Source organism: Cupriavidus sp. 22TCCZM04-2 (genome assembly GCF_057798895.1).
In genome coordinates this window covers 245910-263834 of record NZ_JBYOJS010000005.1, presented here as the reverse complement: position 1 = coordinate 263834, position 17925 = coordinate 245910, and the positions used below count along the sequence as shown (strand labels likewise).

Genomic DNA, 17925 nt, shown 5'->3' with positions numbered 1-17925 from the left:
CAAGCAGGAAATCCAGATGTTGAACCGTACCCAGCAGATCCTTATAGCCGTTGTCGCCGTGGCCGTCCTCGGCATGCTTTGGTTTGCCGGCAATGACAAGGGCCCGATCCAGGCACCCGCGAAGGACGACGCAGCCGCCACCGCACCGGCCGCCAGCGAGGTGCGCGGCGTGCCGCGCAACGGCACGCTCGATCCGGTGAGCATTGACCCCGAACGTCCGGCCGACCGCCTGCCCCAGTACCAGGCCGATGCCATCCTGAACGACTACCGCGACGATACCAGCGCGGCCGATGACCGCTACCGCGGCAAGTACATCATCGTCGAAGGCGTGGCCAGCGGCGTGCGGCGCGGCGAGGCGGACAATGTGTTTGTCGATATCCGCACGAGCGACCCGAACGTGGTCGTGCGCGCCCAGTTGCTGCGCCGGCAGATCTGCGGCCCGGCCGGCCGCGTGTGCGAAGTGGAAGCGCGCGCCACCATGGTCCGGCGCGGGCAGAAGGTAGCCGTGGAATGCAACGGCGCAGGGCTGTCCGACGGCACGCCGGTGCTGAGCGATTGCCTGCTGCGCGGCGGCGCCAATTAAGCACTGACCGAGTCAACCCGATGCAAACTGTCCTCTCCGTCCTTGCCTTGCTCATCCTGATCGGCACCATCGTCGGGCTGGTTTCTCCCACATTCATCAGCCAGACCTTGCTGCAAGGCAAGCCCGTCGGGCGACTGCAGATTGCCGTGATCGGCCTGTGCCTGGCTGCGGTGTTGCTGATTCTGGTCGGGCGCCTGGCACAGCCCGTCGCGGGCGGCTGAAACGCCACGCGGCGCGGGCACCGGGCAGTAGCACCTGTTTTGCGCCTCTGTTCCGGGTATTGGCGCGCGCGGCCAGCGCCTACAGTGCGTGGATAAGTTCCCGATGCTCCGTCCGCTGCAAGCGGCGCGGTGGGCATCGATGCCATCCAGGACACTCCATGAACAATGCACTGCTGGCCGCCGCGCTGGGCCTGATGATTACCGGCTGCTCCACCTACCAGGCCGTCATGCCTGTGGACCGGCCCGAGCAAGGCGACCCGCTCGCCGCCTTCCAGATTCCCGCCGGCAGCGCTGTCGCGGCGGGTCCGCGCGGCAACTATGGCGCCAATGGCGCGCTGTTGTGCGTGGTGGCGAACCCGGTGAGCGGCAATGAATATCTCGACGCGTTCCGCGCGTCGCTGCAGGCGCGCAATTTCGAAGTGAAGCTGCTGCCGCCGTACGCGCCCGTGGTGTCTTGCCCGCTGGTGGCCACGTATTCGGCCAAGAGCGCCTGGTTCTGGATGACGTACCTGAACAGCGTCGACATCATCGTGTACCAGAACGGCGCACGGGCGGGCAAGGCGGTCTACAGCGCGAACCGTAGCGCCGGCGGCATCAACCTGAGCAACTTCGTCATGCCGGAGAGGAAGCTCGATGAACTGGTGGAACAGTTGTTCCCCGGCATGCTGCCCCCGCCGCCTCCGCCAGCCGGCACGCCCGTGGCCGCGCCCGCCGCCGCGTCCTGAGCGTTCAGTCCTCCAGCCGGCCCAGCCGCACCACGGTCACGCCCGGGCGCAGCTGGCGCAACGAGGGCATCACCAGCACGCAGTTCGGATAGGGCGTAACCACCGGCTCGCCCTCGCGCCAACCGATCACGGTGCCGGCCCTGGCGAACGTCTCCAGCCCGGTATAGGGGCCCGCAAAGCGGAAATCCATGCTGCTGGCCACCACGGGCTCGGTCACGCGCACCACGCGCTGCGCGGCCGGCAATGGCTGCAGCCAGCCTGCAGGCACGTCCTGCGCATCGATCACACCCGCATGGATCAGGAAACGCGCCGCGCTGTCCCTCGCGACCGTAACGGCTGCGGCCTCCCAGTGCTGGCCGCATTCGACCAGCAGCGCATTGCGCGCGCTGGCCGGATCGCCGAAGTCCGCATAGTCGCGCATGCGGCGCCCTTCCGGATGGCCTTCGTCGACGATCACGTCTGCCGGCGCGCCGAGCTGGCGAGCCAGCGCGATGCCCTTGTCGAGCGGGCCGGAGACGATCAGCGGACGGCTCTTCTCATGCATCGAGTGCAGGTCGAGCAGCAGGTCGACGGTATCGATCACCGGGCGCATGGCGCGTGCGCGGCGCAATTCGGACGAATCACGGCCGGCGTCATCCAGCACCGCAGCGGTCCAGACGCGGTTGAAGTCCTGGTCGACAAAGCGCGACGCATCCGGGCGCGCCGGGTCGAAGCGCTGATACGCGTCCACATTGGCAAAGGCGAGCGTCATGCGGCCACGGCGCGGCGACACGCCGGCGTCGAGCAGCCCCTTGACGGTGATGGCGCCGCACACCTCGTTGCCATGGGTGAGCGCATTGATCATCACGTGCGGGCCGGGCACGCCGCTGTCGAACGTGAACACGTAAGGGATGCCGCGGTTGCCATCGGCATACGGGCGGATATCCGGGAATTCGACCTCGACCGGATAAGCGTCGAGGGTAAGGGGAGCGTGGGTCATGCTGGAGTGTCCTGCGTGGTGACGGCTTATTCGCGGATGCCGGCGGTCTGCACGATGGTGCGGTAGCGGCCGGTCTCGCGCTTGATGAACGCGCCGAACTGGGCCGGATTGGCCGGCGCCACTTCCACGCCGGCCTCCGCCAGCTTCTTCTTCACGTCGGGCATGGCAAGCACGGCCTGCATCTCGGTGTTGAGGCGGTCGATCACCGGGCGCGGCGTGCCGGCCGGGCCCATCAGGCCGAACCACACGCCCATGTCAACGCCCTTGAGCGCCGGGGTTTCCGCCAGCGCCGGCACGTTCGGCGCCACGCCGGAACGCTTGGCCTCGGTCACGCCGTAGGCCTTCACGCGGCCGGCCTGGATATGCGGCAGCGCCGACGACAGCACCATCACCGCCAGGTCGATCTGGCCGCCAAGCAGGTCGGTCGCCATGGCCGAGGCCCCCTTGTACGGCACGTGCGTGATGTTGACGTGGCCCTGCTGCTTGATCAGCTCGCCCGCCAGGTTCAGCGGCGTGCCGACGCCCGACGAGGCATACGACAGCTTACCCGGCTGCTCCTTGGCCAGCGCCATCAGCTCCGCCGCGTTCTTCGCCGGCAGCGAAGTCTTGCCGACCAACACCATTGGCTGGGTGCCGACGAAGGTGATCGGCGCCAGGTCCTTCTCGCCGTCATAACGCACCGCCGGATTCGTCAGCCGGGCGATGGAAACTTCGCTGCCCGAGCCCATCAGCAGCGTATAGCCGTCGGCCTCGGCCTTGACCACCTTGGACGCGCCGATGGTGCCGCCGGCGCCGCCCAGGTTCTCGATGACCACGCTCTGTCCCAGGCGCTTGCCCAGTTCGGGCGCGATCGTGCGCGCCACCAGGTCGACGCTGCCGCCGGCGGTGTAGCCGACCACCAGCGTGATCGGCTTGGCCGGCCAGCCGGAGGCATGGGCGGCAAGCGCGGAGAAGGCGAGGGTGGCGGCGGCCGCGCGCAGCAGGGTCTTCGTGGTCATGGCTCGGATCGGATTATTGGAATGGGGATGACGCTGGCCCGATATTAGTGAGCGAGCCGGGCTGCGGATTGCGGCTTTGGCAAGGGGGGTTGCCGTTTTGGCAATGCCTCAGCCCTGTGCCTGGCTGATTGCGGCCTCCCAGAACGCCTCCGCAAGCGGCCGCATCGGCGCGCGCTGCCGGTACAGGCGTATCTCGAGTGCGAGGTCGGCCTCGTCCGCGCCGCGGCCCGCCGTGGCGCGCACCAGGCGCCCGGCGTGGAGATCGTCAGCAATCAGCCGCGCGGGCAGCCAGGCCAGGCCCATGCGCTGGCGCACCATCTCGTGCACGGACTCGGCGAAGTCGCTGACGGCAATCACGTCGAGCCGGCTGGCGAGCTTGCGGCGTGCGATCTCCTGGTTGACCATGCGGCCGAGCGTCAGGCTGTCGGCATAGGCGATCATGGGCGTAGGGGCCGAGCCCGCACTGCTCTTGCCCGCTTGCAGCCGGAACTGGGGCGCGCCGCGCGCGTCGGCGGCGCTCACGCAGACGAGTCGCTCGACCCCGACAATGTGGAAGCGATAGCGCGCATCGTCGAGCATCACCGGAATATCCGGCGGGCTGTAGCACAGCAGGAAATCGGCATCGCCCTCGGTGAACATCGCGAGCGCATCGTGCATCGGAAACGTGGACAGCCGTGTGCGGAAGCCCGCAGCTGCCTTGTCGTTGCGCAGCGTATGGCGCAGGCCGGCAAGCCAGGCCGGCACCATCGAACGCGCGAGTGTCTTGCCCGTGGCGATGGTCAGCGTGCTGGCGTCGGCGCGATGCGCCGTACGCAGCGCGAGCCGCGCCTCCTCCAGCGTCTGCAGCGCGCTTTGTGCGGCTTCCAGGAACTGCCGGCCCTCGGCGGTCAGGCGTACCGGGAACGCGCTGCGGTCGATCAGTGGCGCGCCGGCCCACACTTCCAGCGCCTGCATGCGCCGCCCGAACGCGGGTGGCGTCACGTTGCGCAGCTCGGCCGCACGCGCCAGGCTGCCAGCCTGGGCCAGGCAGATGAAGTCTTCAAGCCAGCGAATGTGCATGGGAGCAGGGGTCGGGTAGCGTCGACGGATGGGGACATCGCATTATCGGCACAATCGGACCCACCACAAAAAACGGCGCACCAAAGTGCGCCGTCATCAGCCAGTCAGGGCGAGCCTTACTGCGTGACCGTTCCCGCCGGTGCGGCCGGGGCCGGCGCTTGCGCGACCTCGCCCGTCTCCTTCATTCCGCCACCCAGCGAACGATACAGATCGATCGAGTTGTTCAACCGCAGTTGCCGTGCCTGAATCAGCGCCTGCTCGGCGGTAAACAACTGCCGTTGCGCATCAAGCTCATCCAGGTAGCTGGCCACGCCGCTGCGGAAGCGCAGGCGCGCCAGCTCGTAGCGCGCCGCTTCTGCATTGCGCACCTGCTCCTGTCCCGCCACCTGGTCTTCCAGCGTGCCGCGAGCCACCAGCGCGTCAGCCACTTCCGCGAAGGCCGTCTGGATGGTCTTCTCGTAGTTGGCGATCTGGATGTTCTTGCGCACATTGGCAAGGTCCAGGTTCGACTTGTTGCGGCCATAGTCGAAGACCGGCAGCGTCAGCTGCGGCGCGAACGACCACGCCCCGGTGCCGGAATCGAACAGGTTCGAGAACGTCGGGCTGATGGTGCCAACGCTGGTGGTCAGCGTGATGCGCGGGAAAAACGCGGCGCGTGCCGCGCCGATGTTCGCATTGGCCGACAGCAGTTGCTGCTCGGCCTGGCGGATGTCGGGGCGCTGCTCCAGCAAGTCTGAAGGCAGGCCTTCAGGGATATCACTGATGATGCGTTCGTCCGACAGCCGCATCGGCTCCGGCAGGTTCTCGATGGCGCCGACGGGCTTGCCCACCAGCACTTCAAGCGCGTTCTGCGCCTGCGCGCGCTGGCGTGCCAGCTGCGCGGCGGAGACGCGCGCCTGCGCTACCAGCGATTCGTTGTCGCGCAGGTCCAGCGCGGACGTCGCACCGACGTCGAAGCGCTGCTTCGCCAGCGCATAGGTGCTCTCGCGTGCCTTGAGCGTGTCGCGCGCAATCTCGTACTGCTCGGCGAACGAGCGCTCGGACAGGTAGGCCTTGGCCACTTCCGACACCAGCGAGATATACGCCGACCGATGCGCTTCCTCGGTGGAGAAGTATTGCGCCAGCGCCGCGTTCGACAGGCTGCGTACGCGGCCGAAGAAGTCGAGCTCGTAGGACGAGATGCCCACGTTGGCCTGGTAGACGTCGGTCACGCCGGACTGGCCGAGCACGGTCGCCGATTGGGCGGCCGTGGTGCGGGCCCGGGTGTAGCCCGCGTTCGCATTCACGGTCGGCAACAGGTCCGCACGCTGCACCTGGTACTGCGCGCGCGCTTCCTCGATGCGCAGCGCTGCCTGGCGCAGGTCGCGGTTGTTTTCCAGCGAGGTGGCGATCAGCGCCTGCAGGCGCGGGTCGCGGAAGAACTCGCGCCAGCCGATATCGGTGGCGCGGCGCGTCTCGCCGCTCTTCACTTCGGCGGTGGCATAGCCTTCCGGCGCTGCCGGGAAGCCGGCCGCCACCGGCGGCACCGGGCGCTCATACTTCGGCGCCAGCGTGCAGCCCGTCAGAACGCCGGCCACCAGCAGCAGCGTGGTCAGTGTCTTGGTCATATCAGTTGTCCTCCTGCGCTGCGGTCAGGCGCGCACGTTCGAACTCGTGCTGGCGCTCGCTGCCCTTGAAGCGCTTGCGCACCACGACGAAGAACACCGGCACCAGGAAGATCGCCAGCGCGGTGGCCGTGATCATCCCGCCCATCACGCCGGTACCGATGGCGCGCTGGCTGCCCGAGCCCGCGCCGGTGGCGATCGCCAGCGGCAGCACGCCCAGGATGAACGCCATCGAGGTCATCAAAATCGGACGGAAACGCAGGTGCACCGCTTCCAGCGTGGCTTCGATCAGGCCCTTGCCCTGGGCCTGCAGGTCCTTGGCGAATTCCACGATCAGAATTGCGTTCTTCGCCGAGAGACCGATCGTCGCGATCAGGCCCACCTTGAAGTACACGTCGTTGGGCATGCCGCGCAGCGTCACGCCGAGCAGCGCGCCCAGCACGCCGAGCGGCACCACCAGCAGCACCGAGAACGGGATCGACCAGCTCTCGTACAGCGCGGCCAGGCACAGGAACACGATGATCAGCGACAGCGTGTAGAGCATCGGCTCCTGCGAACCGGCCAGGCGCTCTTCATACGACTGGCCCGACCACTCGTAGCCGAAACCCGGCGGCAGCTTGGCAAAGGCTTCTTCCATCGCGCGCATGGCTTCACCGGTACTGTGCCCCGGCGCGGCCTGGCCCGCTATCTTCACCGCCGGCATGCCGTTGTAGCGCTCCAGGCGCGGCGAGCCCATCACCCACTTCGAAGTCGCGAACGCTGCAAACGCCACCATGTCGCCATTGCTGTTGCGCACGCGCAGCTTGGTCAGGTCGTCCGGCAGGCGGCGGTCGGCGCCTTCGGCCTGCACGATCACCTTGCGCACGCGGCCTTCATAGATGAAGTCGTTGACGTAGTTGGAGCCGAACGCAATCGACAGCGTCGAATTGATGTTCGCCACCGTGATGCCAAGCGCCTTCGCCTTTTCGCGGTCGATGTCGATCTGCAGCTGCGCGGCATCTTCCTGGCCTTCGGGGCGCACGCCCACGAGCACCGGGTTCTTGGCCGCCATGCCGAGCATCATGTTGCGCGCTTCCATCAGCTTGGCGTGACCCTGGCCCGAGCGGTCCTGCAGGCGGAAGTCGAAGCCCGACGAGTTGCCCAGTTCGGAAATCGCCGGCGGGTTCAGCGGGAAGATGATGGCGTCCTTGATGAACGACAGCGCGCCAAACGCACGGCCGACCAGCGCCTGCGCGGTCTCGTTGGCGCCGGTGCGCTCCTTCCAGTCCTTCAGGCGCACGAACGCGATACCGCCGTTCTGGCCACGGCCGAAGAACGAGAAGCCCGCCACCGTGATCATCTGGTCCACCACCTTGCTTTCCTTCTGCAGGTAGTAGTCCTCGATCTGCTTGAGCACGCCGATGGTACGGTCCTGCGTCGCGCCGTTGGGCAGCTGCACCACGGTGATCATGTAGCCCTGGTCTTCGTCAGGCAGGAACGACGACGGCAGGCGCTTGTACAGCACCACCACGCCCGCGATGATGACCGCGTAGATGATCAGGTAGCGGCCGCTGCGCGCCAGCACGCGTCCCACCACGCCCTGGTAGCTGGTGGAGGCCCGCGCGAAGGTGCGGTTGAACCAGCCGAAGAAGCCTTTCTTTTCGTGATGGTGGCCAGCCTCGACGGGCTTGAGGAGCGTCGCGCACAGCGCCGGGGTCAGCGTCAGCGCCAGCAGCGCCGAGAACGCCATCGATGCGATCAGCGACAGCGAGAACTGGCGGTAGATGTTGCCCACCGAGCCCGAGAAGAACGCCATCGGGATGAACACCGCGGTCAGCACCAGCGTAATGCCGACGATGGCGCCCGTGATCTGGCCCATCGCCTTGCGCGTGGCCTGGCGTGGCGAGAGTCCTTCCTCGCTCATGATGCGCTCGACGTTTTCCACCACGACGATCGCATCGTCCACCAGGATACCGATCGCCAGCACCATGCCGAACATGGTCAGCACGTTGATGGAGAAGCCGAAAGCCAGCAGCGCGCCGAACGTACCCAGCAGCGCGATCGGCACCACCAGCGTCGGGATCATGGTGGCGCGGAAGTTCTGCAGGAACAGGTACATCACCAGGAACACCAGCACCACGGCTTCGAGCAGGGTCTTGATCACTTCCTCGATCGAGATCTTGACGAAGGCCGACGTGTCGTAAGGCACGCTGTACGTGTAGTCCGCCGGGAAGTACTTCGACAGCTCTTCCATCTTGGCGCGCACCGCGGTGGCCGTGGCCAGCGCGTTGCCGGTCGGGGCCAGCTTGATGGCGATGGCCGCCGACGGCTTGCCGTTGGTGCGGGCCAGCGTCGAGTAGTCGGCGCCGCCCAGCTCCACGCGGCCCACGTCCTTGATGCGGACCGACGAGCCGTCCGGATTCGTGCGCAGCAGGATGTTGCCGAACTGCTCCGGCGTGGTCAGGCGGCTTTCCGTGGTGACGGTGGCGTTCAGCTCGGTGCCCTTGGGCGACGGCGTGCCGCCCAGTTCGCCCACGGCGACCTGGATGTTCTGCTCCTGTACCGCGGCGGTGACGTCAAGCGGCGTCAGGTTGAAGCCGGTGAGCTTGGAAGGGTCCAGCCACACGCGCATGGCGTATTCCGTGCCGAACAGGTCGGCCTGGCCCACGCCCGGCACGCGGCGGATCGAGTCGATCACCTGCGACGAGACGTAGTTGCCCAGCTGGATGGCATCGGCGGCGCCCGACTTCGACGACACCGTCAGGAACATCATGTAGTTGTTGCCCGCCTTGTCGACGCGCACGCCCTGCTGGCGCACTTCCGCCGGCAGGCGCGCCTCGACGCGCTTCAGGCGGTTCTGCACTTCGACCGAGTTCAGGTCGACGTTCGATCCCGGCGCGAACGCGATGGTGATCGATGCCAGGCCCGACGACTCGCTGGTCGACTGGTAGTACAGCAGGTTCGGCGCACCGTTGAGCTCCTGCTCGATCACCGAGGTGACGGAGTCCTCGAGCGTCCTTGCCGACGCACCGGGGTAGGTGGCCGAGACCGAGATGGTGGGGGGGGCGATATTCGGGTACTGCGCGATCGGCAACTGCGCGATCGACAGCAGACCGCCCAGCACGATGATCAGCGCGAGCACCCACGCGAACACCGGCCGGTCGATGAAAAACTTGGCCATAGATACTGGCTCCCTCTGTCTGATGCGCTGGGTTTAGCCTTGCTTGGCGTCGGACTTGGCGTCAGCCTGCGCTTCCGCCTTGGCGCCGGCCTTGCCGTCCGAAGCCGGTTGCGGCTCCGAAGCCTGCTTGGCAGGCGCCGGAGCACCGGCGGGCTGGAACGGCACGGCCTTGGCCGGCGCGCCGACCTTGACCTTCTGCAGGCCTTCGACGATCACCTTCTCGCCGCCCTTGAGTCCTTCGGTCACGACCCAGCGGTCGCCGATCGCCTGCGGCGCCTTGACCGGCACCGCTGCCACGTTCCCGTCGTTGCCCACCACCAGCACGCTGGCGCCCTGGGCATTGCGGATCAGCGCGCGCTGCGGCACGGTCATCGCGTTCTCATCCACGCCCTGCTCGATCTTCACGCGCACGAACGTGCCGGACAGCAGCTCGCGCTTCGGGTTGGGGAACTGCGCGCGCAGCGTGATGGCGCCGGTGGTCGGGTCCACGGTCATGTCCGAGAACAGCAGCTTGCCGGTCTGGCTGTACTCGCGCCCGTCTTCCACATACAGGTGCACCCGGGCACCGCCGTCCACGCCCTTGACCGAGCCCGATTCGATGGCACGGCGCAGGCGCGTCACTTCGGCGGCCGGCTGCGTAAACGTCACCCAGATCGGGTCGACCTGCTCGACCACGGTCAGCTTGGTGGCTTCGCCCTTGCCCACCAGCGCGCCCTCGGTCACCAGCGCGCGGCCGGCACGGCCGCTGATCGGGGCGGTCACGGTGGTGTAGCCCAGGTTGATCTGCGCGGTGGTCACGGCGGCCTTGGCCGCGGCGATGTCGGCGTTGGCCTGGCCGGCGGCGGCCACGGCGTCGTCATATTCCTGCTTGCTGACGGCGTTGACGGCGACCAGCGGCTTGTAGCGCTCGGCCTTCTGGCGCGCCGACACGGCGTTGGCCTCGGCCCGCTCCAGCTGGGCCTTGGCGGATGCCAGCTGCGCCTGGTACGAGGCGGGATCGATGCGGAACATAACCTGGCCAGCCTTCACTTCGCCGCCTTCGGTGTAGTTGCGCGACAGCACGATGCCTTCCACGCGCGCCCGCACTTCGGCGGTGCGCACGCCTTCCAGGCGGCCCGGCAATTCATTGACGATGGCGACGGACGACGGCGTCACGGTGACTACGCCCACTTCCGGCGGGGGCATGGCGCCGCCTTGTGGCTTCTTCTCGCCGCAAGCGGTCAGCGCCAGCGCCGACAACGCGGCGACGGCAACGCAATGGATACGTTGGGACTTCCTCATCGATAACCCCATGATGAAATTTTGAGATCTGCCGCGCCGGCCCGGCATGCCTGCTTGTCATCGGGACAACCGGGGCGCGATGCGGTCCGCTGCGTGCCCGGCAGCGGAAAAAGCGTGATGCTAGCCAAACGAAGCGTCACAGCAACGAAGATGCGACGAATGCGGCTTTTTCTTTGATGAATGGTATGGATGACCGACTGGTCAGTGATGGCGATGGTGCGTCTGTGCGCACAAACCAGCGGGCTGGCCGATCGTCGGGCAAGGGCGTATTATATATACATTCAAGCATGTATGTTAAGCCTGTGCAGCAAAGCGGGGTATTAGGCGCCTGCCTTGCCTTTTCTGGCTGACTGTGTGCAACGGAATTGCCCTTCACGCGTTGAATCAATGCGTACCTGTTCCGTACGCGTTACGATGCGCGCCGGTCGGCGCCGCGGGTTCGCGCTTCGCTGTATTCCGTAAGTAACGATAACGACCCGTTGGTGCAGGCCACCAGCACGCGCGGCTGTCAAGGCAGTCACGCCAGGGAGAGCAAAACTGACCGGCCTGAAGGCCGGCACCAGAGATAGAGATGGTCAGACGCACCAAGGAAGAGGCGCTCGAAACACGCCACCGGATTCTCGACGCGGCCGAAACCGTGTTCCACGCGCGCGGTGTCGCGCGCCCGTCGCTGGCGGACATCGCCGAGGCGGCAGGGGTCACGCGCGGCGCGATCTACTGGCACTTCAAGAACAAGAGCGACGTGTTCGCCGCCATGTGCGACCGCGTGAACCTGCCGGTGGAAGCACTCTGCGATCCCGAGCGCATCGCGCGCCAGGAAGATCCGCTCGGCGGCATCCGCGACATCTGCGCCTTTGTCTTTCGCCAGACCGTGGTCAACCCGCGCTGGCGGCGCGTGTTCGAGATCATCTTCCACAAGTGCGAGATGGTGCAGGACAACGGCGCCATCTTCGAGCGCCAGCGCCAGTCGCATCAGGAAGGCATGGTGAAGATCCGCGAGCACCTGCGCCTGGCGGTGGAGCGCGGCCAGCTGCCGGCCGACCTGGACCTGGACCTGGCCGTGAACGCCTTCCATGCCGCCATCGGCGGCGTGCTGGCGCACTGGCTGTTCTCGCCGCAGGACTTTGACCTGGACGCCAATGCCGAGCGCCTGGCGGACGTCTTTATCGATACCCTCAGATATTCCACGGCGCTGCGCCTGGGCTATGTACCGCGCCCGATGGCCGAACTGGACCGGGAACTGTCCACGCTGTGCGAAAAAGCCGGACAGAGCGGCGACTGCCCGCTGACGACCTGAGCGCCTGAAATCAGCCGCGCATGGCTTCGCGCCAGCGCGCCAGGAAAGTGCGTTTGCGCAGCGTGTCCTGCGCCGCCAGCAAGCCCGGACCCACGCTGATCGGCCTCAGCGCGTAGCCCAGCCGCTCTGACAGCACCGCCGCCGTGTGCGGGTTCTCGGTATCGGTGCGCACCGTATAGAGCTGCGAGGTGGACTTGCCGAGCACGGTCTGCCCTTCACGCGAGAGCAGGAAATCCAGCCACAGCCGCGCCGCGTTCGGCCGCGGCGCGCGCCGTGCGATAAAGGCCACGCGCGACATCACCAGCGTGTAGTCGCGTGGCGCGATGACGTCGATGGCGGCCCCGCGTTCCATCAGCGACAGCGCGTACGATCCAAGCAGGTTGTAGCCGAGCACGAATTCGCCGCTGGCGATGCGCTCGATCATGTCCGCCGTCGAGACCGACAACTTCGCATGAGCCCGCCCGAGCGCCTGCGCCAGATACCAGAATTCGCTGCCCATGCGCGCATCCTGCTGCGCCAGCAGGTAGCCGACCCCCGAACGTTCCACATCGTAGGTGACAACCCTGCCGCGCCAGCGCGGCGCATGCTCCTGCAGCAGGCGCGCCAGGCCGCTGCGGCTGCCGGGCGGCTTCGTGCCGGCGAAGTGCTTGCGGTTGTAGACGATGACCGCCGGCTCGAACGTCGTGCCCCAGGCTTCATCGCGCCACACCGCCCAGCCCGGCAGGCCGCTGCGCTCGGGCGATTGGTAACGCTGCGCGTAGCCGTCATTGACCAGCTTGATCTGCAGGTCCATGGCGGTGCTCCACAGCACATCGGCATAGGCGGAGTCAGGCGCCGGCTGGGCCTTGCCAAGCGCCGCGCTCTCCGCCAGGAAGCGCTGGTTCAGCTCGATCGTGTTCAGGTCCTCGTAGCGCACGCGGATGCCCGGATAGCGCGCCTCGAACGCGCGGATCAGCGGCTGCGCGACGTCCAGATCGGTCGAGGCATAGACATGGACCGTGCCCTCGCGCATGGCGCGCGCGACGGTGACCTCGTACTCGGACGGATAGCTGGCCGGCGGCGCCGGCATGGCGTCCTGTGCCAGTGACCCGCCGGCGAGCGGAACCAGCGCGGCGCCGGCCAGCAGTTGCCGGCGAAGGGCCGAGGCGGGGGCTTGCAGCAGTGCGGGTTCGGATGGCGGCGTGGTCAGGCGCTGGGACACGATGGTGCGGAGCGGCAACGAAGGGCGGGCGCGACGTGCGCCGGTAACGGCAGGGCGGGGGTATTATAGGCGCCCGCGGCCTGTGGGCCGCATCAACAGAACCTGCCGGAGGAGAACCAGCATGCGCATCCTGCTGGTGGAAGATGAAGTGGAGCTGGCGCGCTGGGTGGCCCGCGCGCTGGAGCAGGGCGGCTTCGTAATCGAGCACGTGACCGATGGCCTGCAGGCCGAGGCGCGCCTGGTGGCCGAGGAGTACGACGTCGTCGTGCTCGACCTGCGCCTGCCCGGCAAGGACGGCCTGGCCGTGCTCAAGGCCATGCGCGCGCGCGACGACCGCACCCCGGTGCTGATCCTCACCGCGCAGGACACGCTCGACGAACGCGTGCGCGGCCTGAACCTGGGCGCCGACGACTACCTGCCCAAGCCTTTCGCCATTGCCGAACTCGAAGCCCGCATCCTCGCGCTGATCCGCCGCAGCCGCGGCCGCGCGCACCCGCGCCTGCAATGCGGCACGCTGGTGTTCGACGGCGAGAGCCGCGGCTTCACGCTCGACGGCCAGCCGCTGGCGCTGACCCCGCGCGAATCGACACTGCTCGGCGCGCTGCTCGCGCGCAGCGGCCAGCCGCTCACCAAGGCGCAGCTGCTCGACAAGGTGTTCTCGCTCGACGCCGATGTCAGCCCCGACGCCATCGAGGTGCTGGTCTACCGCCTGCGCAAGAAGCTGGCCGGGCACGGCGTCACCATCGTCACGCTGCGCGGCTTCGGCTACCTGCTCGAGCCCGAGACCCCGGCCGCCTGATATGTGGCCCCGCAAGCTGCGCCTGCGCGCGCGGCACCCGATCCTGCTGTGGCGGCGCGGCAGCCTGCGCCGCCAGCTGCTCCTGCTGCTGGTGCCGGCGCTGGCCGCCATGATGGCGATCGACACGTGGCTCACCTACGGCACACTGCGCGATGCCGCCAACACCGCCTACGACCGCTCGCTGTACGGCTCGATCCGCGCCATCGACAACGCCATCGGCATGGCCGGCGACAGCGTCCAGCTGTCGCTGCCCGATGCCGCCATGGAAATGTTCGAGACCGCGGCGCAGACCCATGTGTACTACCGCGTCTCGCTTGAACGTGCAGGGACCATTGAAACCGTCACTGGCTACGACGACCTGCCGTTGCCCAAGGGCGCGCTCGCCAGCAACCAGCCGCGCTTCTACGACGATGACGACTACCGGGGCGAGGCCGTGCGCATCGCCGCCATGGCGCGTCCCGTGTACCGGCCCGACGCGCGCATGCGCGTCATCATCCAGGTCGCCGAAACCTCCGAGCCGCGCACCGCGCTGATCGGCAAGGTCTGGCGCAGCGCGCTCGCGCGCGACCTGCTGCTGGTCGTGCTGAGCGCGGCGATCCTGGTCGGCGGCGTGACCTACGTGCTGCGCCCGCTGGCACGGGTACGCGATGATGTCGAGGCCCGCTCCCCCGACGACCTCACGCCGCTCAGGTTCGAACGCGTGCCGATTGAAGTGAGCCCGCTCGTCGATGCCGTGAACCTGCATGTCGCACGTTCCGAAGCGATGGCGCAGGCACAGGCGCAATTCATCGCCGACGCGGCGCACCAGCTGCGCACGCCGCTGGCCATCCTCAAGACGCAGGCGGAATTCGCGCAGCGCCAGCTATGCGCGCATGGCGATGACCCGGCATCGCGCCAGGCCGCCGGCGAAGCGGTTGGCGGCATCGTCACGCAACTGGAGCAGGCCGCGCGGCTGACCAACCAGCTGCTCGCGCTGGCGCGCGTACGGCAGCACCATGGCGAAGCCGCGGCGCAGGCCGTGGATTCCGTCGACGTTTTCGATGCCGTCACCGTGGCCGAGCAGGTCGCGCTGGATTACCTGCCGCTCGCGCGCGGCAAGCAGCAGGACTTCGGCTGGGAGCCGACGCCGGGCCTGAAGCTGCCCGTGCGCGCCGATGCGGCGCTGCTGCGCGAGGCGCTGGCCAACCTGGTCCACAACGCCATCCAGTATTCGCCGCGCGGCAGCCGCATCACGCTGTCGGCGCAGCGCATTGACCAGACCGCCTGCCTGATGGTCGAGGACGACGGGCCGGGCATTCCGGCCAATGAGCGCGAGAAGGTATTTGCGCGCTTCTACCGGCGCGTCGGCAACACGGAACCGGGCTCGGGACTCGGGCTGGCCATCTCGCGCGAAATGGCCGCGCGTTTCGGCGGCACCGTGGAACTGACCGAAGGATCGCAAGGGCAGGGCGTCAGGGCACTGCTGCAGCTGCCGGTCAGCGAACAGGGTTTTTGACGGGAATGCCGTTCAGTTGACGCCGTCATTCCCGCGTGCGCGGGAATGACAGTGGGGGCTTGAACCGATTCAACCTCCCCGTCAGCCGAACAGTTCTTCCGCCACCGTGGGATGCAGCTGCAGCGTCGTCTCCAGGTGCGATTCGCGCACCCCGAGCCGCAGCGCCACCGCCATCGCCTGCACGATCTCCGGTGCCGCGTTGTCCATCAGGTGTACACCGAGCACGCGCCCCGTGCGCGCATTCAGCACGAGCTTGAACACCGACTGCAACGCACTGCCGCCGAAGCGGTTCTCCAGCGAGACGAAGCGCTTGACCACGGTGCGGATGCGCTCGGGCTTGCCGGCGTCTTCGATAGCCTGGGCCTCGGTCAGGCCGACCGTGCCGATGGCTGGCTCGCAGAACACGGCGGTGGGCACGAAGTCGAAATCCGACCGTTCGCCGCGCCGGCCAAACAACCGGTCAGCCAGCCACCGGCCCTGCGCTGTCGCGACCGGCGTCAGGTGCAGGCCTTCGATCGCATCGCCGATCGCATAGATCGAACGCACCGAGCTGCGGAACTGACGATCCACCGCGATCCCGCCCTTGTCGCCTAGCTTCACACCGAGCGCTTCGAGTCCAAGGCCGTCCACGTTGGACACACGCCCCACGGCCACCAGCGCCGCTTGCGCGCGCACCGATTCAGTCTGCCCCGGCTTGTTGCGCGGGCGATAGCAAACCTCCAGCGCGCCATTGGCCTGGCTGATGAGGTTGACGCTGGCATTCAGGTGCAGCCGCACGCCCTTGGCTTCGAGCGCACCGGCGAGCGCCTCGGCGATTTCCGCGTCGAAATGCGGCAGCAGCCTGTCGCCGGCGACGATCAGGTCTACCTTGACTCCGTAGCGAGAGAGGATCGACGCCTGCTCCACGCCGATGTAGCCGCCGCCGATCACGGCGATCGATCCCGGAACGCTCTGCCACGTGAAGACATCGTCGGAATTGCTGGCGAGTTCACCGCCGGGAATGTCGAGCGTCCTGGGACGCGCGCCCGTGGCGATCAGGATGCGCTTGGCGCGGATGACTTCATCACCCACGCGCACTTCATCGGGCGCCGTGACGGTGGCGTCGCCGCGGATGATATCCACGCCCGCTTCGAGCAGGCGCTGCGCGTAGGCCACGTTCAGCCGCGCGACCTCCGCATTGACGCGCACGATGGCGTCGCGCCAGTCCTCGTGCCCGCCCGTATGCGACAGGCACCCGGACAGGATCGCGGCCCAGCCGGCCCCGTAGGACAGCATTTTCTTGGGCACGCAGCCGCGATTGACGCAGGTGCCGCCGATCTCGTCGCGCTCGATCAGCACGACGCTGGCCCCATGCGACGCCGCGCGCCGCGCGCAGGCGACGCCGGCGGAGCCGCCGCCGATCACGACGAAGTCCGCCTTGCGCGCACGCGACGGCTTGCCGCCCTTGCCGCGCGCACGCGGCACGCGCTCCACGGCTGGTTCCGCACTGACTTGACGGGCCCGCCTTGGTCCGTTGTCGGACGTGGCGGTTGTTGTCTGGCGCTTGCTCATCCATGCCTCCTGTCGCGGCACGCGGCCGCATCGACAAACGATCGGACCGGCACCAGCAACGCGCTAGGCGCCGGACTTCAGTTCCGTATTCAGGATCGACGGCCAATCGCGCAGGAAAGTTTCCCCGTCGCGGCGGCCAAGGTCATAGGCGTGCGTCATGGCATCGGGCCGGGTGTAGTCCCAGCTCGAAATCGGCACGCGTTGCGAAGGCTGCAGGTACAGGCGGCGCTGGCCGCCGCTTTGCACCACGAAACGGCGCGGGCGCGGGTACAGCCGCGTCACCAGCACCAGCACATTGCCCGGCGTGGCGTCGAGCGCGTCCACGGGCACGTTGTCCACCAGGCCGCCATCGAGCACGGCACGCCCTTCCCGCCGCAGCACCGGCGTGAAGGGCGGCGTGGAGGCGGATTGCAGCAGCAGATCGGCCAGCTGTTCCGGCGAGCCGCAGTCCTGCGCGCGCACGAACTCCGGCCGGAAGCCCAGCTTGCGCCCGAGGCGCGGATGCAGCGTCTTGAGCACGTGCTTGTCGATGTTGTACGCCAGCAGGCCCGCCGCTACAGCCAGGCGCGGCCCGCTCCAGCGCGGGATATGCGCCACGCCGATGCGGATTTCCGGCGCCTGCTGCAGGTGCGCCAGGCGTCCGTCGGCAAAGATCGACAGCAGCGCCGTGCGGTAGATGCCGTAGTGCGGGAACACGCGCTCGCCGCGCAGCAGGTTGCCCCAGTAGGCATTGCGCTTGTTGTTCGACAGCACCTGGCGGTAGTACGCCATGGTCTGCTGCGAGTCGTGCGCATAGATCATGCAGGCCGTGGCCGCGCCGGCGGAAATGCCGGCGATCACGCGGGGCCGCAAATGCAGTTCCGGCGCGACCACGTCCCACCAGCCCGCCTGCCACCAGCAGCGGTTGCCGCCGCCGGCAAAGACGATCTGGTCGAATGGTTGGGCCGTGCCTGCGGTCATGCAGCGTTCCGG

General features: G+C 67.8%; 15 protein-coding genes. 6 read left to right on the top strand and 9 right to left on the bottom strand.

Annotated elements, in window-relative coordinates; all coding sequences use genetic code 11:
• Window positions 1-16 precede the first annotated feature (16 nt).
• The 3 genes from AC3FKG_RS11195 to AC3FKG_RS11185 all read left to right on the top strand — a co-directional run bounded on the left by AC3FKG_RS11195 (window position 17) and on the right by AC3FKG_RS11185 (window position 1529).
• Window positions 17-583 (top strand): OB-fold putative lipoprotein, encoded by a 567-nt coding sequence (locus AC3FKG_RS11195; protein ID WP_483709951.1) that lies wholly within the window; start codon window positions 17-19, stop codon window positions 581-583.
• Window positions 584-603: 20 nt separating this feature from the next.
• A complete protein-coding gene (locus AC3FKG_RS11190) occupies window positions 604-804 on the top strand; it encodes a hypothetical protein (RefSeq protein WP_483709950.1) in 201 nt (66 codons plus the stop codon).
• 158 nt (window positions 805-962) lie between these two features.
• A complete protein-coding gene (locus AC3FKG_RS11185) occupies window positions 963-1529 on the top strand; it encodes an Sbal_3080 family lipoprotein (RefSeq protein WP_483709949.1) in 567 nt (188 codons plus the stop codon).
• 4 nt (window positions 1530-1533) lie between these two features.
• On the opposite strand, the gene AC3FKG_RS11180 is transcribed toward AC3FKG_RS11185, so the two are convergent.
• From AC3FKG_RS11180 to AC3FKG_RS11155, 6 genes are all read right to left on the bottom strand, one after another.
• Entirely contained in the window at window positions 1534-2508 is a 975-nt protein-coding gene (locus AC3FKG_RS11180) for a M14 family metallopeptidase (protein WP_488743081.1), read from the bottom strand.
• 26 nt (window positions 2509-2534) lie between these two features.
• The gene (locus AC3FKG_RS11175; RefSeq protein WP_488743080.1) at window positions 2535-3506 is read right to left on the bottom strand and encodes a Bug family tripartite tricarboxylate transporter substrate binding protein; all 972 of its coding nucleotides are present in this window, start codon (window positions 3504-3506) and stop codon (window positions 2535-2537) included.
• A 108-nt stretch (window positions 3507-3614) separates the two neighbouring features.
• A complete protein-coding gene (locus tag AC3FKG_RS11170) occupies window positions 3615-4565 on the bottom strand; it encodes a LysR family transcriptional regulator (protein WP_488743079.1) in 951 nt (316 codons plus the stop codon).
• Between the two features lie 116 nt (window positions 4566-4681).
• Window positions 4682-6172, bottom strand: coding sequence for an efflux transporter outer membrane subunit (locus tag AC3FKG_RS11165; protein ID WP_488743078.1), 1491 nt, complete (start codon window positions 6170-6172; stop codon window positions 4682-4684).
• 1 nt (window position 6173) lies between these two features.
• Complete coding sequence (locus AC3FKG_RS11160) at window positions 6174-9329, bottom strand: efflux RND transporter permease subunit (RefSeq protein WP_483709944.1); 3156 nt, start codon at window positions 9327-9329, stop codon at window positions 6174-6176.
• A 33-nt stretch (window positions 9330-9362) separates the two neighbouring features.
• The gene (locus tag AC3FKG_RS11155) at window positions 9363-10610 is read right to left on the bottom strand and encodes an efflux RND transporter periplasmic adaptor subunit (RefSeq protein WP_488743077.1); all 1248 of its coding nucleotides are present in this window, start codon (window positions 10608-10610) and stop codon (window positions 9363-9365) included.
• 571 nt (window positions 10611-11181) lie between these two features.
• On the opposite strand from AC3FKG_RS11155, the gene AC3FKG_RS11150 reads away from it, so the two are divergent.
• Window positions 11182-11907: a TetR family transcriptional regulator gene (locus tag AC3FKG_RS11150; RefSeq protein WP_483709941.1), complete on the top strand. Its 726-nt coding sequence runs from the start codon at window positions 11182-11184 to the stop codon at window positions 11905-11907.
• A 10-nt stretch (window positions 11908-11917) separates the two neighbouring features.
• On the opposite strand, the gene AC3FKG_RS11145 is transcribed toward AC3FKG_RS11150, so the two are convergent.
• A complete protein-coding gene (locus AC3FKG_RS11145) occupies window positions 11918-12976 on the bottom strand; it encodes an ABC transporter substrate-binding protein (RefSeq protein WP_483711571.1) in 1059 nt (352 codons plus the stop codon).
• 253 nt (window positions 12977-13229) lie between these two features.
• Between AC3FKG_RS11145 and AC3FKG_RS11140 the strand changes: the two genes are divergently transcribed.
• Window positions 13230-13907: a response regulator gene (locus tag AC3FKG_RS11140; RefSeq protein WP_276099002.1), complete on the top strand. Its 678-nt coding sequence runs from the start codon at window positions 13230-13232 to the stop codon at window positions 13905-13907.
• 1 nt (window position 13908) lies between these two features.
• On the top strand, window positions 13909-15402 hold the full coding sequence (locus AC3FKG_RS11135) for a sensor histidine kinase (protein ID WP_488743076.1): 1494 nt from the start codon (window positions 13909-13911) through the stop codon (window positions 15400-15402).
• Window positions 15403-15483: 81 nt separating this feature from the next.
• On the opposite strand, the gene AC3FKG_RS11130 is transcribed toward AC3FKG_RS11135, so the two are convergent.
• Both AC3FKG_RS11130 and AC3FKG_RS11125 read right to left on the bottom strand, forming a co-directional pair.
• Window positions 15484-16953 carry a dihydrolipoyl dehydrogenase family protein gene (locus AC3FKG_RS11130; protein WP_488743075.1) on the bottom strand — a complete coding sequence of 490 codons (1470 nt, stop codon included), beginning with the start codon at window positions 16951-16953 and terminating at the stop codon, window positions 15484-15486.
• 63 nt (window positions 16954-17016) lie between these two features.
• Entirely contained in the window at window positions 17017-17913 is an 897-nt protein-coding gene (locus AC3FKG_RS11125) for a patatin-like phospholipase family protein (RefSeq protein WP_483709937.1), read from the bottom strand.
• Window positions 17914-17925: the final 12 nt, after the last annotated feature.

What these genes read in the sequence shown, in the direction of transcription:
- AC3FKG_RS11135 (WP_488743076.1), top strand. Translation starts at nt 13,909, where the DNA reads ATGTGGCCCCGCAAGCTGCGCCTGCGCGCGCGGCACCCGATCCTGCTG.
- AC3FKG_RS11160 (WP_483709944.1), bottom strand. Translation starts at nt 9,329, where the DNA reads ATGGCCAAGTTTTTCATCGACCGGCCGGTGTTCGCGTGGGTGCTCGCG.
- AC3FKG_RS11170 (WP_488743079.1), bottom strand. Translation starts at nt 4,565, where the DNA reads ATGCACATTCGCTGGCTTGAAGACTTCATCTGCCTGGCCCAGGCTGGC.
- AC3FKG_RS11165 (WP_488743078.1), bottom strand. Translation starts at nt 6,172, where the DNA reads ATGACCAAGACACTGACCACGCTGCTGCTGGTGGCCGGCGTTCTGACG.
- AC3FKG_RS11190 (WP_483709950.1), top strand. Translation starts at nt 604, where the DNA reads ATGCAAACTGTCCTCTCCGTCCTTGCCTTGCTCATCCTGATCGGCACC.
- AC3FKG_RS11130 (WP_488743075.1), bottom strand. Translation starts at nt 16,953, where the DNA reads ATGAGCAAGCGCCAGACAACAACCGCCACGTCCGACAACGGACCAAGG.
- AC3FKG_RS11150 (WP_483709941.1), top strand. Translation starts at nt 11,182, where the DNA reads ATGGTCAGACGCACCAAGGAAGAGGCGCTCGAAACACGCCACCGGATT.
- AC3FKG_RS11155 (WP_488743077.1), bottom strand. Translation starts at nt 10,610, where the DNA reads ATGAGGAAGTCCCAACGTATCCATTGCGTTGCCGTCGCCGCGTTGTCG.
- AC3FKG_RS11175 (WP_488743080.1), bottom strand. Translation starts at nt 3,506, where the DNA reads ATGACCACGAAGACCCTGCTGCGCGCGGCCGCCGCCACCCTCGCCTTC.
- AC3FKG_RS11195 (WP_483709951.1), top strand. Translation starts at nt 17, where the DNA reads ATGTTGAACCGTACCCAGCAGATCCTTATAGCCGTTGTCGCCGTGGCC.
- AC3FKG_RS11145 (WP_483711571.1), bottom strand. Translation starts at nt 12,976, where the DNA reads ATGCCGGCGCCGCCGGCCAGCTATCCGTCCGAGTACGAGGTCACCGTC.
- AC3FKG_RS11180 (WP_488743081.1), bottom strand. Translation starts at nt 2,508, where the DNA reads ATGACCCACGCTCCCCTTACCCTCGACGCTTATCCGGTCGAGGTCGAA.
- AC3FKG_RS11125 (WP_483709937.1), bottom strand. Translation starts at nt 17,913, where the DNA reads ATGACCGCAGGCACGGCCCAACCATTCGACCAGATCGTCTTTGCCGGC.
- AC3FKG_RS11185 (WP_483709949.1), top strand. Translation starts at nt 963, where the DNA reads ATGAACAATGCACTGCTGGCCGCCGCGCTGGGCCTGATGATTACCGGC.
- AC3FKG_RS11140 (WP_276099002.1), top strand. Translation starts at nt 13,230, where the DNA reads ATGCGCATCCTGCTGGTGGAAGATGAAGTGGAGCTGGCGCGCTGGGTG.